This is a genomic window from Paenibacillus sp. GP183, assembly GCF_900104695.1.
Taxonomy (GTDB): Bacteria; Bacillota; Bacilli; order Paenibacillales; family NBRC-103111; genus Paenibacillus_AI.
In genome coordinates this window covers 607,139-619,672 of record NZ_FNSW01000001.1, presented here as the reverse complement: position 1 = coordinate 619,672, position 12,534 = coordinate 607,139, and the positions used below count along the sequence as shown (strand labels likewise).

General features: G+C 44.4%; 14 protein-coding genes. 1 reads left to right on the top strand and 13 read right to left on the bottom strand.

Annotation, left to right across the window (positions count from 1 at the left end; all coding sequences use genetic code 11):
- Positions 1 to 48: 48 nt before the first annotated feature.
- From BLV33_RS29795 to BLV33_RS03070, 3 genes are all read right to left on the bottom strand, one after another.
- Entirely contained in the window at positions 49 to 579 is a 531-nt protein-coding gene (locus tag BLV33_RS29795) for a magnesium transporter CorA family protein (protein WP_253186947.1), read from the bottom strand.
- Entirely contained in the window at positions 573 to 1,472 is a 900-nt protein-coding gene (locus tag BLV33_RS29790; RefSeq protein WP_253186946.1) for a hypothetical protein, read from the bottom strand. The genes BLV33_RS29795 and BLV33_RS29790 overlap by 7 nt, the downstream gene beginning before the upstream one ends.
- 84 nt (positions 1,473 to 1,556) lie before the next feature.
- Positions 1,557 to 2,294, bottom strand: coding sequence for a TrkA C-terminal domain-containing protein (locus BLV33_RS03070; RefSeq protein WP_253186945.1), 738 nt, complete (start codon positions 2,292 to 2,294; stop codon positions 1,557 to 1,559).
- A 194-nt stretch (positions 2,295 to 2,488) separates the two neighbouring features.
- Here BLV33_RS03070 and xerS point away from each other — a divergent pair, with 194 nt between their 5' ends.
- Positions 2,489 to 3,574, top strand: a complete 1,086-nt coding sequence (gene xerS, locus BLV33_RS03065) for a tyrosine recombinase XerS (RefSeq protein ID WP_090788191.1) — start codon at positions 2,489 to 2,491, stop codon at positions 3,572 to 3,574.
- 62 nt (positions 3,575 to 3,636) lie between these two features.
- On the opposite strand, the gene mgrA is transcribed toward xerS, so the two are convergent.
- From mgrA to BLV33_RS29155, 10 genes are all read right to left on the bottom strand, one after another.
- Positions 3,637 to 4,626 carry an L-glyceraldehyde 3-phosphate reductase gene (mgrA, locus tag BLV33_RS03060; protein ID WP_090788189.1) on the bottom strand — a complete coding sequence of 330 codons (990 nt, stop codon included), beginning with the start codon at positions 4,624 to 4,626 and terminating at the stop codon, positions 3,637 to 3,639.
- Between the two features lie 173 nt (positions 4,627 to 4,799).
- A complete protein-coding gene (gene ssuE, locus BLV33_RS03055) occupies positions 4,800 to 5,381 on the bottom strand; it encodes an NADPH-dependent FMN reductase (protein ID WP_090788187.1) in 582 nt (193 codons plus the stop codon).
- Positions 5,382 to 5,418: 37 nt separating this feature from the next.
- Complete coding sequence (locus BLV33_RS03050) at positions 5,419 to 6,714, bottom strand: homocysteine synthase (protein ID WP_090788185.1); 1,296 nt, start codon at positions 6,712 to 6,714, stop codon at positions 5,419 to 5,421.
- Between the two features lie 284 nt (positions 6,715 to 6,998).
- Positions 6,999 to 7,505: an ADP-heptose synthase gene (locus tag BLV33_RS03045; RefSeq protein WP_090788183.1), complete on the bottom strand. Its 507-nt coding sequence runs from the start codon at positions 7,503 to 7,505 to the stop codon at positions 6,999 to 7,001.
- 95 nt (positions 7,506 to 7,600) lie between these two features.
- Positions 7,601 to 8,203 (bottom strand): ribonuclease H-like YkuK family protein, encoded by a 603-nt coding sequence (locus BLV33_RS03040; protein ID WP_090788181.1) that lies wholly within the window; start codon positions 8,201 to 8,203, stop codon positions 7,601 to 7,603.
- A gap of 108 nt (positions 8,204 to 8,311) precedes the next feature.
- Positions 8,312 to 8,599 carry a hypothetical protein gene (locus BLV33_RS03035; protein WP_090788179.1) on the bottom strand — a complete coding sequence of 96 codons (288 nt, stop codon included), beginning with the start codon at positions 8,597 to 8,599 and terminating at the stop codon, positions 8,312 to 8,314.
- Between the two features lie 92 nt (positions 8,600 to 8,691).
- Positions 8,692 to 10,995 (bottom strand): thiamine pyrophosphate-dependent enzyme, encoded by a 2,304-nt coding sequence (locus BLV33_RS03030; RefSeq protein WP_090788177.1) that lies wholly within the window; start codon positions 10,993 to 10,995, stop codon positions 8,692 to 8,694.
- 39 nt (positions 10,996 to 11,034) lie between these two features.
- Positions 11,035 to 12,045: a 2-oxoacid:acceptor oxidoreductase family protein gene (locus tag BLV33_RS03025; RefSeq protein WP_090788175.1), complete on the bottom strand. Its 1,011-nt coding sequence runs from the start codon at positions 12,043 to 12,045 to the stop codon at positions 11,035 to 11,037.
- A 108-nt stretch (positions 12,046 to 12,153) separates the two neighbouring features.
- Positions 12,154 to 12,327, bottom strand: a complete 174-nt coding sequence (locus tag BLV33_RS29160) for a hypothetical protein (RefSeq protein ID WP_171908989.1) — start codon at positions 12,325 to 12,327, stop codon at positions 12,154 to 12,156.
- Positions 12,306 to 12,476 (bottom strand): hypothetical protein, encoded by a 171-nt coding sequence (locus BLV33_RS29155; RefSeq protein ID WP_171908988.1) that lies wholly within the window; start codon positions 12,474 to 12,476, stop codon positions 12,306 to 12,308. Before BLV33_RS29155 ends, BLV33_RS29160 begins: the two co-directional genes overlap by 22 nt.
- Positions 12,477 to 12,534 lie beyond the last annotated feature (58 nt).

Here is a 12,534-nt window from a genome sequence, read left to right as displayed (position 1 = left end):
CTTCCCGGGAGGTTGTCATACCTCATCGGAAAGCTCCTTTTTCAAGCTTCACATCAAATATTTTTTTCGAGTTTTTTCCTTGGTTCTACGTTTATAGAACTGCCATATGGTACTGGCGGCAAGCGACAGAACTATTGTGATTCCCGAAAGTGTCACGACCAGAGCCAAGTATTCAAAGGGTGAATAATGAAGCATTTTTTCAAATGCAATAGCCCCTTTTAAATCTTCAATCACTTGATTCATTCCAAAGATACCGCTGATCACTGTGTAGATGGTTAATATCATTAATAAAATGCTTGAGCGTCTATTCGTATAAGTGGATTGATATTTAAACAAATCATCCAAAGTCAGCTTCACATCTTCAAACAGTTCCTCAATCCCATGCAGGTTACGCACAAGTCCATACAGCTCCTTGCCCTGCGATTGGGAAACCGCCTCGATGAAATAATATTTGGCCGAAAAGGTTGTGATGGAATGAATCAATTCATCAATGAGATCCTGGTTCAATTTCAACTGTACATGCGAATACTCAATCGATAGCTTAAGCAGTACAATTTTATGAAAAAGGTTAATTAACAAAATATAATAGTACTCCCCATACATTTTATTAGCGATCTTGGTTGCAATGTCTTGGGGTTGATTGGTAATGCAGCAAAAGGAATTCTCGTCCATCGTAAAATACGTATTCGGCCCCCACCGGTAATAGGAATGAATCGCACAATATTCTTTAATATAGTCCATATTGGTAGCCCCGATGAAGGGTTCTCCCTTATCTTCAGGCCATCCGTTCGCGCTGCACGATATTGGTCCTCCAATGTAATTTCCGAGTCTTTCGGTAAAGAAAAGAAGCTTTCAACAAACATCCGCTCATCAATAAAAAACGGCAGGTTCTCGAAATAAACCTCACTCATATTTTCTTTATCCAAAAACCGCATTGTATCTGGCACCAGAACAGCAAAAATAAAATCTTCAACTTCATTGTAATTTACATTCTGATGCTGAATGTAGGATTTGTCATCCTGCTTGCTCATGTTCTGTAGAACTCTAAATCGTTTCGCAAACTCGAGAGCTAATGAATAATTGATCACTTCACAGTCGAGCTCGGTTCTTATTGTAATAAAGCCTAAATCAAATGGACACAAGGTGACATCCACAGAGTGAATAGCAAAAGGAAAAGTAGCATGCTCCATCTTCAATTCACATGAAATTTCATAACGCTTGGAATAACGCTGAAAGGAGCTCTCATCATCAGTTTGATGCGGAAACAATACATTATTGGTAAAAGGTAAGTAGTACCGCTCCATCTCATGATGGGAAACTCGATAATTAACGCCATAAAACATATTTTCCTGTTCGAGATCTCCTAGTGAAAAGGGAATAAACTGTTCCAGGATCAGCTGTTTCTTGAACTCACTTTCAGCGTTATTGTTGATTGAAAAGGGGAAAATAAATTGATGCAAAGCGGCATTCAATGTTTTCTCCCGCAGTTGAGGCTGGTTCATAGTTTCACTCCCGTATCCCGATTATCATTGAAACTTGTTACTTTATGTCATAAATTATTCTAAAGCTTTTATTTCTTCTTCATCTTGCTTTTTAGCCATCATTTTTGCTATTTCAGTATGAAACTTGTTGTCGATAACTGCATTTGAGCCGTAAACATACAGTTCATCCTTAGCTTGGATCACCAGTTTCATGCGCTCACGGCGAATCTTCTCTTCTCCTCTGCGGACAAATAACAGCAAAATATCTTTATCCGCTATGAAAACTTCTTCCATCTTCCTATTCACATAGGGGGATTCCTCATCGATTTTCACACTTGTAAATAAATCTCCCTCATTCAAGTAGAGAATTTCCTGAAAGGGCAATTCGTGAAGTTCATACTCTTTCTTCAATTTGTGATGAAATTCACCTGACATTTTGCTGTTAAAGGATTTAGTTTTCACCACGAAAAGCACGATTCCAAACAAACAAGTGATAATGATCAACTGAACAATCCTTAAGTCCTTCGTTAAAATTGTACTGATGGAGGCAATCATAACCGCCAATGAAAAAACTCCAAATAAAATAAGAAAAATAGCAATTTTTCTGCGGATCGGGTGCCGGGCTATCAATTCCGATTCCTTGGTGGTAAATCCGGTTGCAGTCAGCATCGATACAGCCTGAAACCGGGCAACCTCCTTGTCCAAACCGCTGATGATCAGCAGCGTGACAGCTATCTCCAGGACTAAAAAGATCAATACAAAATAAATGAGTATAAATAGGAATACGATAGGAATCACCCCAGTGCAAAGCAAATGTATTCTGTTTTTACTATCATTACCCTTAGGCAATTTTGTTAAAACAAATGTTCCCTATTTATAGCTTCCTTTCCAAACAGAATCCCTTATAATAGACAATAGGCTTTATTTGTGAAGAAATCTCGAAATTAGATTACATAATAAATGTTATGTAAACAAATTACCTTATATAGCGAGGTGTCGCATTTCCAATGAATATCATCAAAGTGAAAGATCGGAATGAGTTAGAGAAAAGGATCCCCTCCATGCCTTGGTATGTGGAGAAATTCATCAATTATAAGCTGCCGGATCTGTCCCCGTCCTCTCTTTTGGAATATACGCGAGATTATGATACCTTTCTATCCTGGATGCTGGCTGAAGGTCTCTCCACTGCGGATTCCATTGCCCGCGTTCCTCTTGAGGATCTGGAAAACCTGCATATGGACAGCGTTGATGGCTATAAAATGTTTCTCTCCACCCGTAAGGAGCAGGCCAATATCAAGACGACAATTAACCGTAAGCTCTCTTCCCTGCGATCTCTCTTTCACTATTTAAGCCAGATTGCCGAGGATGAACATTTTTATCCGCTGCTGAAACGCAATGTGATGGCCAAGGTGGAAATCAAGCGCTCGCATAAGCCGAAGGATTCGGCTGCCAAGCTGGAAGGGAAATTGCTGCAGGAGCAGGAAATCCATGAATTCATCGACTATATCCAAAATGGTGGGTATCAGCAGGACGTGTCGAGCAATAAACAGGCCGTCTATTCCTTTCAACTCAACAAAGTGCGCGATACATGCATCATAACCCTGATTCTCAACTCCGGGCTCCGTGTTTCTGAAGTGTATAACCTGAATGTGGATGACATCGATTTGAAAAAGAAGCTCGCTTACGTTTACCGTAAGGGGAAGAACGATGACACCTTCAAAACGCCGGTTTACTTTCGCCATGAAGCCATTCAGGCATTAACGGATTATGTCACCATGCGGCAAGTGATGTACAAACCGCAGAAAAAAGAAAAAGCCCTCTTTCTCGCCATTGCTAATGGCAAAAAAGAGGGAGAACGCATGACCAAACGGGCGATCCAGGAGATGGTGATCAAATATGCCAAGAGATTCGGCAAGCCCTACCTCTCCGTTCACAAATTACGGCATTCCTTCGCGACCGATTATTATCTGCGCAATGATTTGTACAAAACACAGGAGCAGCTTGGCCACGCCTCACCGGAAACGACACAGATCTATGCGCATCTAACCGATAAAACCATGGCCGACGCCATCGATAACCGCAAAGAATCCTGAAGCCGCAGCTTCAGGATTCACTGGCTCATGCAGCGAGCTTCTTATTCATAGGTACCGAAGATTTACTTCAAGATTTCATCTATCTGCTTGAGCTCATCTGAGCTGAACTCCAGATTATTAAGCGCTGCAATATTCTCTTCAATTTGCGAAACACGGCTAGCGCCAATTAATGCAGACGTTACTCGGCCGCCTCTTAATACCCACGCCAGCGCCATTTGGGCCAAGCTTTGATTACGTTTACCGGCGATTTCATTCAAGCGATTGACCTTCGCAATCTTGTCTTCCGTAACCTGATCCACCTTCAGGAACCCGCTTGGCTTCGCTGCGCGAGAGTCAGCGGGAATGCCGCTCACATACTTGTTCGTCAGCAGACCCTGCGCCAGTGGAGTGAATGCAATGCTTCCCACTCCGCCTTCCTCTAACACATCCTGAAGTCCATCTTCGATCCAGCGATTAAACATGCTGTATGAAGGTTGGTGAATAAGCAGCGGCGTGCCTAAGCGATTCAGAATCTTGATCGCCTCTTTCGCATCTTCAGCTTTATAGTTGGAAATTCCGACATATAGAGCTTTACCTTGCCGTACCACATGATCGAGTGCTGCCATGGTCTCCTCAAGCGGAGTGTTGGGATCCGGACGGTGAGAATAGAAGATATCTACATAGTCAAGCCCCATGCGCTTCAAGCTTTGATCCAGGCTCGAAATCAAATATTTCCGGGAGCCCCATTCCCCATATGGGCCTTCCCACATATAATAACCGGCTTTTGTGGAAATGATCATTTCATCGCGGTAAGGAGCAAAATCCGATTTCAATACCTTACCGAACATTATTTCCGCCGATCCCCCCGGAGGCCCATAATTATTCGCCAAATCAAAATGGGTGATCCCCAAATCAAATGCTCTCAACAGCATGGCTCTGCCATTCTCATGTTGATCGACACCGCCGAAATTGTGCCAGAGCCCGAGTGAAATGGCCGGCAGTTTAAGCCCTGATCGACCTGTCCGATTATAAGTCATGTCCGCATAACGGTTTTGATTCGCTTGATATACCATGATTAACCTCCTCATTATTCAAGTCAGCTCGACTTCTTTACCTAACTAAGTATAGGCGAATAATGATTATAAAAAAAGAACTGAAAAAAACGTGTCTTACTTACTCTCGGGTAACTGTTCAAAGTGTTTACATAACAATAGTTATGTAAACACTTTGAATCCATTGGTGAACTTCATCCTGCATGGACATCTTCTTCCTGAAGAGAAACAGCGGATACTCGTTCAGAGCGCCAGATGACTTCCTGAGCAAATGTCTTCGCAGCCTCTTGAAGTCTCAATTCGATTTCCGGATGCAGTGTAAAGTTATTTTCTTCACGTACGACCTGAGTGTCCAGGACATAGACTCCAGCTAAAATATGGTAGGAGTTAAGCGCAGATAGTACGGGCTTCAATGCATGATCAATGGCTAATAAATGTGCGATTGTACCTCCGATGGCTAGCGGCAGGACAATTTTACCTTGCAGCCCTTTTTGCGGAAGCAGATCAAGGAAGCTTTTCAAAACTCCTGTGTACGAAGCCTTGTATATGGGAGTAGCCACGATTACGGCATCAGCTTGCTCAATATCTTTTACCGCCTGAATGATCCTCGGACTGTTGAAATTACTGTACACTAAATCCTCGGGAGATTGGTCTCGGACAGATAGCAATTGAACCTTCAATCCTGCTATCTCCAATTGCTTGATTACGGTTTGCAGTACGCCTTCCAATCTAGAAGAAGCCGACGGGCTTCCTGAAATAATGACAACACGTGCCATGATAACCACTCCTCTTCTATTTTATTAGAATCTCTGCCTAAATCTGCTGGCTGACTTTGATAGCTTCTTCCAAGTCGTACAAAATATCCTCAATCGCCTCGGTACCAACAGATAATCGAATAAGTCCGGAAGTCACACCTGCGTTCAACTGCTCTTGCACGTTTAATTGTTGATGTGTTGTACTGGCGGGATGAATAATTAATGATTTGGAATCTCCAACATTAGCCAAGTGAGAGAATAATTGAACGGAATGAATCAATTTCTTGCCCGCCTCAATGCCTCCTTTAATGCTGAAGGTAAGGATAGCACCTTGACCTTTGGGCAAATATTTCTTTGCTAACTGATAAGAAGGATGGCTTTCCAAGCCAGGATAACTAACCCATTCAACATCCGGGTGCTTCTCCAGATATTGAGCAACTTCCAAAGCATTCTTACTATGGCGTTCCAATCTCAGGTGCAGGGTTTCAAGGCCTTGAAGAAGCTGGAAGGAATTGAATGGAGATATCGCTGCACCCAAATCTCGCAGCAATTGCACACGAGCCTTAATAATATAAGCTATCGGGCCTACAGCTTCTGTATAGACAACACCGCCATAGCTTGCATCAGGTGTGGTTAAACCTGGGAACTTTCCGCTTGCTTTCCAATCAAAGCGCCCTCCATCAACGATCACTCCACCAATTGTAGTCCCATGTCCGCCAATGAATTTGGTTGCGGAATGCACGACGATATCTGCACCATGATCAATCGGCCTTAGCAGATAAGGACTTGGAAAGGTATTATCCACAATGAGGGGGATGCCATTCTCATGAGCAATCTTTGCTGCAGCCTCGATATCCAGTACATCGCCTTTGGGATTGCCGATGGTTTCAGCATACAAAGCTTTTGTTTTATCGGTGATGGCTTTACGGAAGTTCTCTGGGTCGCTTGAATCAACGAATTTCACTTGAATGCCTAGCTTGGGAAAGGTGGTTGCGAATAAATTATATGTACCGCCATAAAGGCTCGCAGAGGAAACAATCTCATCGCCAGCTTGAGCAATATTCAAGATCGAGTAAGTAATGGCTGCTTGGCCGGATGCCACGCCTAATGCAGCTGCCGCGTTCTCTAGTGCTGCTATCCGTTGTTCGAATACATCAGTGGTTGGGTTCATGATTCTTGAATAAATGTTGCCAAATTCCTTCAAAGCGAAGAGATTGGCAGCATGGTCTGTATCCTTGAAGCCATACGAGGTTGTTTGATAAATTGGTACAGCCCTCGATCGTGTTGTTGGATCAATGACTTGACCTGCGTGAATCGCCAATGTTTCTGGTTGCAGCTTTCTTTCTTCAGCCATAAATTAAACCTCCATTTTTCATTTTAAATGAGATAAACCTCTATCGAGGTCCTTCGAAGATGAGCGACCGCGTTTTAAGGTAGGTTTATTCGCCAATAAGAAAGTTTATTTCGGAAATCCGAAATTGTATACTTTCTTATTTGGTAAAAAAAGACACACCCACGCTCTAATGGTTGTGTCTTCGGTTGACCGATAAACAATTCATAGTTAACCTATAGGAATTATTATATTGTAATATAACAAGAAATTTTCTGGAGGTCAATACTTTTTTATTAGCTCAATGATCACAATAAAAAATCTCCCTCAGTCGCAAATTCAAAGTCCTCCACATCAATCACTTCAATAGGAATTTGCGCGTCAATCAGCTTATCGAGAAAATCCAATTGATCGGTCAGAAGCGGTGATTTTTCCTTGATTGCCGTAAGAATCAGCTCTGTTTCAATAGGGTCAAAGACCTCCCCATACTCTTCGTTCTCCACCGCATAAATGATCGTAAAGGTTACGTACTCGTTGATCGGCAGCGGCGGACTCTTTCGCCAAGCCATTTGCAAGGCTTTTTCAATCTTCTTCTTATTGAATGAATCCTCAAAATACGCAATGAGCTCGCCAATTTTATTTTTGACATGTGCATCATCTTCCGGAGTAGGCATAATCAATTCGGAACCGTCTTTCATTTCATATAATTCCAGTATAGTTGTATAGGGAATGATATACTCTACGGGACTTTCGGGTGCAAGCAGCTGACCATGAACCGCTAGCATAACTGCTTCCATTATAAAACTTCTTGCCATGGGCCTTGCCCCCTTCTCTAAACTGAATGCAGCAAAAAAACCACTATCCTCTACCGATGCAAAATAAACATCATAAGGGAACAGCGGATTTTTACTTATAAGATTCCGTTCGACAATGTAATTCCGGCTTCTGTCGGATGATAGGGCTTCTTCGAAAATCGGTTGGCATAGGAAGAAGCGACATAGGAATCCGGCTTGATAATAGGTACCATGCCCATGGATTCGACTCTGCGCACCATCTCCTCAACGAACATGGCCGTCTTGTTTTTCAGCTTATCTGTACCCGCATCAATGTGAATAAACATTTCAACCGAGGCGCCTTGATAGACAAACGGCAGCACGATGTCTTCCATTTCAGAGCGTCTCTGTTCATTGAAAAACAAGGCAATCTCTTCACTGTACGAGGTTTCTGTAGATAATTTTTCTTTTATCGAGCTGAATGTTCTGGGGATAATGACTTGCCTGTAGCAGGCCCATGCTCCCTTGCCCATGCGCTGAATGACAACTCCGGTGATGAATTTCGTATGCCCGGTATGCACCTGACAATCTGTTCCAATTATGAATTTGTATTCAGCCTTAGGATCCAACCGCATAAAATGGAGAATGCGCTCATGCACCTTTTCAAGACTGAGTCCTTTCTCCGTCGTATTGCGAAACTCCAGATCGTGAATCATGGTCAGATAGGGGCGCTTCTTCATCAGGTTCACCAGGACCTCAAAAGCAAGGTTTCCTTTCTCTGCGGATTGGGAGGTCTCTCATCATCTATTATATGCTATTTTTCAAAAAGAACGAATTTTTGTGAAAAGTTAGATCTTTGTCGCTATCGGCCTCTCATTTTCTTTCCAATGCAGGATATAAGCGGGATCGTTTTTCAGCTTCACATTGCTGATTTTCATCTGGCCTTCTTCCATCTCGGCCACACGCCAGGACTCCGGATCAGGCACACCTTTTTCCTGCAAAAATGGCACTCGGTCCTGCTCAGCCTCATCCTCATCCTCCCAAAATTTAACGCCGTAATACTCCAATCGATAATGATTCACCAGCATGCACGTGTAAACCTGAGATGTATTTTTATGCTGCAGCACGAATGGCAAAGGAAGTCCCTCCTGATTCTATAATAGTTCGAACATCAACACAAAGGCACATTCCCACGGATGGAGAAAGTGCCTTGGTCGGAAATATCTTTTTATAAATAAGGATTCTCGTGCTTGGCTTTTAGCATATTCCATCTGCGTTCCACTTCGTGCTCGAACGACGTGAGAGATTCCACATGCTCGGGCTTGGTCATATGTCTGGTTTTACCCATGGTTTTGAGCCAATCGATTAAGGGAACCTTCTTGTTCTTGTCTTCCGGATTGTACGTGATCGTCGTCACACCATGCTCCACTTCATAGAGCGGGAAGAAGCAAGAATCAACCGCTGCACCCACGATATTGGATCCATCCTGATCTTCAGACAGCCAGTTTAAAGGACAGGCGATAAGAATTTTTCCGTAAACGAGACCTTCGTTTTGAGCGTACCACTGGGCTTTGGCTGCCTTTTTAACCAAATCCTGAGGGTAGGCTTCCGAACCGGTAAATACATAAGGAATATGAGTTGCTGCCATGATTTGCGCGGTATCCTTATGGTGGAACACCTTACCTGCCTGCTTGGAACCGACGTTCGAAGTCGATGTTCTATGTCCCATCGGTGTAGAGTAGGACAGTTGAGCCCCTGTATTCATGTAACCTTCATTATCATACTCGAGGATAATCATTTTGTGGTTGCGCAGGGCAGCTCCGATAGCGGGTCCCATGCCGATGTCCATACCGCCGTCACCGGTGATCATGACGAAGGTGAAATCGTCCGGCAAGTTGTACTCATCCAATTCGCCGCGGCGCTTACGCTCCCAGAACATTTCCACGACACCGGATAAAGTGGCCGCGCCATTCTGGAACAGGTTATGGATGTAAGTCGCTTTATGGGCCGAATAGGGATAACCGGTTGTGACAACCATCGCACAGCCTGTGTGGAACAAAGCTACGATATCGCCTTCTATTCCTTTGAAGAACAGCTCCAAGCCGGAGAAAATACCGCAGCCCGGGCAAGCGCCATGGCCTGGTGCAATACGCTTAGGCTTGCCTGTCAAGGAGCGCAGCGGAGGGATTCGAACGTTCAGCTTGCCTGAAGCTTCATCCGGAGTCACCGTGATAAGCCCTGTGTTCAGGTCCTCATATTTCATTGGGTTCAGGACGCGCTTCGGAGCTTTCGCAGGATCGCCTACGGTGTGGCCATGATAATCAAACGGCACGTCAATTCTGTTTTTCTCAACGGCGTCAATTGCGAATTGAAACAGGCTGTGGCCGTCTTCCGAATAGAAATCTTTCCCACCCAATCCGTAGATTCGGCTGATGACCATGGTATTGCGGTTGCCCTCTGTAAATAATGCGGCTTTAATTTCAAGTACCATATTGCCGCCATGACCGCCATAAGAGTCCGCACGGTCGCCAACGGTAACGGCCTTGACATTCTTCAAGGCTTCCGCAATCTGCTTCGCAGGGAAAGGACGGATCATGTTGGGAGCGATAGAGCCTGCTTTAATGCCCTTCTCTCTCAACTGGTCCACAACGTCCTTGATGATTTCCGATGCGGAATTCATCAGGAACACGGCAACCTCTGCGTCTTCCATACGGTAAAGGTCGAGAATCGGATAATCGCGGCCTGTCAAATCTGCGTATTCCGTACGAATGCGGTCAAACACGGTTTCCGCATTATACATGGCCATCGACTGCTGATAGCAGTTATTGATATAATCCGGCTCATTCATATAAGGGCCGACTGTGATAGGATTGTTCCGATCCAAGGTATGGGGATAGCCTTTGGGCTGCTCACCGATAAACTTGTGAACATCTTCTTTATGCGCGAAGGTTTGCACCTTGCGCTTTTGATGGGAAGTAAAGTAACCATCGGAGGCTACCATTACAGGCAACCGCACCTCTGGATCTTCCGCCAGCTTGAGAGCAATCAGGTTCATATCATAAACGGCTTGCGGATCCCGGCACATCAGAATCGGCCAGCCAGTATTGAGCGCATAGTAAAGGTCTGAATGATCGCCGTGGATATTCAGAGGTCCGGATACCGAGCGGCAAACCAAATTCAGGACCATGGGGAAACGGGTTCCCGATTGCACCGGCATTTGCTCCAGCATATACAAATAGCCATTCGCGCTGGTCGCATTAAATACACGTCCTCCGGCTGTTGAAGCTCCATAGCATACACCGGCGGAGCCATGCTCGCCGTCTGCAGGAATCAACACGATATCATGCTGACCGTTAGATTTCATCAAATCCAAAAACTGCGCAACCTCGGTTGACGGGGAAATGGGAAAATATCCCATAATGTGATAATTGATCTGGTGAGCTGCGTAAGCAGCCATTTCATTGCCGGACTCATAGACGATACGCTGTTCGATCTTCGCTTGACCCAATTCCTTCTTAATATCAATCGCCATACCTTTGTATCCACCCTTCTCCCTGGGATTTCTTACTCTTTATTGGTTAACCGCCAAATCAAAGTGATGTGGGGTGCGGTGATCGTCCGCATAACCGTCTTCTTCCCGCTCGCCGGACAAAGCTTCTGTCGGACAGGCCTGTACGCATTTTAAGCAGCCTTTGCAGTATTGATAGTCAATTCCTTGCAGGAACATCTGTGGACGCCCCTTTTTATCCGGCTGTTCTTCCCAAACGAAACAAAAATCCGGACACACATTATCGCATGAAGCGCAATGTATACACTTATCTTCATGAAAATGCGGCATCATGCCTGCTCGGGAAATACTTAGATCCTTGAGAATGCTGTTGCCAGGATTGGTAATCATGCCTCCGAGTGACTGAGTTCCATAGCCAAGCACGGGAGTGTCAAAACGAACGAAATCAGGCATCCTTTCCCCTTCGGGAAGCGCAAACGTATGAAACTGCACTTCATCATAGCCTCTGTCAAAAGTACGAATGGCCGGTGCTACGGCTGCAGGATATTTCTTCTCCAAGGATTTACGGATAACGCCTCTCATTACTTCAGGATCAAGAAAGTCGCACAACCGAAACAGCGCGCCCAGCATGGCCATGTTAACCCGGTTCTTCTCTTCCAAGGAGATTCCGATGGCATCGACAACGGCTATAGTTCCTCCTCTAAGCTTCATCTTTTCCTTAAGCTCTTCGGGTGATTTGGTAGAATTAATGAGAACCGTGCTATCTTCATAAATACCGCTGATAACGTTTACGGTTTTCGACAGCGATTCATGAAAAATGCCGACTACATGAGGACGTTCAACCGGTGAAGTATCGCGAATATTGGTTGTTGGATCACAGAAACGGATATGCGCTTTGACGGCTGACCCTTTTTTCTCGGAACCGTAGGAGGAAAAGCTCACGCCATTGAGTCCAACACCGACCACCCCTGCTTCTGCGAGCATTTTACCGGCAAGGTTGGCGCCAAGCCCGCCGATCGATTCCAGTCTGATCTCGAAAAAGCCAAGATCATTGATTTTGGGTAAAGTAACCATTCCTTATCTCCTTTCAAGAATGAGAATGCATTGAATAGTGTGAATAGTTTTACTCTTTAATTGTAACAGTAAATCTCTGGTAAGCAACAGTTTTTTGCTTCTAAACGGTTAGAGCATGTAGTCCAAAATCAAGCCGCAGGCGCCCAGATGAAACGAATGAACGCGATTGTTTTCCAAAGGGGCTTGTAAATTTTCTTTGCACTCGCCTTGTTTACACGCCTCACAGATCTCGATGTTTTCTTCGGCAAGCGGATCATAGATTACACCGCATACAGGTTCCATAACGATCGCTCTCCGTTTCCCGAAAATTCAATCATGTAACCGTTTGCAAATACTCGCCAGCTTTTATTATACTTCTCATGCGTCTTCTCGTACAGTTTTTTTGCATCGATGGACACATTTCGTTTCATCTCATTGACATGACTCGACATTAACAATCGTTCCGCTTTGTGGTATTCTGTTAAAATAAGCTTAGCCAGAACAAAATTA

Coding starts and splice junctions, on each gene's coding strand:
- xerS (WP_090788191.1), top strand. CDS start 2,489: ATGAATATCATCAAAGTGAAAGATCGGAATGAGTTAGAGAAAAGGATC.
- mgrA (WP_090788189.1), bottom strand. CDS start 4,626: ATGGTATATCAAGCGAATCAAAACCGTTATGCGGACATGACTTATAAT.
- ssuE (WP_090788187.1), bottom strand. CDS start 5,381: ATGGCACGTGTTGTCATTATTTCAGGAAGCCCGTCGGCTTCTTCTAGA.
- BLV33_RS03050 (WP_090788185.1), bottom strand. CDS start 6,714: ATGGCTGAAGAAAGAAAGCTGCAACCAGAAACATTGGCGATTCACGCA.
- BLV33_RS03045 (WP_090788183.1), bottom strand. CDS start 7,505: ATGGCAAGAAGTTTTATAATGGAAGCAGTTATGCTAGCGGTTCATGGT.
- BLV33_RS03040 (WP_090788181.1), bottom strand. CDS start 8,203: ATGAAGAAGCGCCCCTATCTGACCATGATTCACGATCTGGAGTTTCGC.
- BLV33_RS03030 (WP_090788177.1), bottom strand. CDS start 10,995: ATGGCGATTGATATTAAGAAGGAATTGGGTCAAGCGAAGATCGAACAG.
- BLV33_RS03025 (WP_090788175.1), bottom strand. CDS start 12,045: ATGGTTACTTTACCCAAAATCAATGATCTTGGCTTTTTCGAGATCAGA.
- BLV33_RS29160 (WP_171908989.1), bottom strand. CDS start 12,327: ATGGAACCTGTATGCGGTGTAATCTATGATCCGCTTGCCGAAGAAAAC.
- BLV33_RS29155 (WP_171908988.1), bottom strand. CDS start 12,476: ATGTCGAGTCATGTCAATGAGATGAAACGAAATGTGTCCATCGATGCA.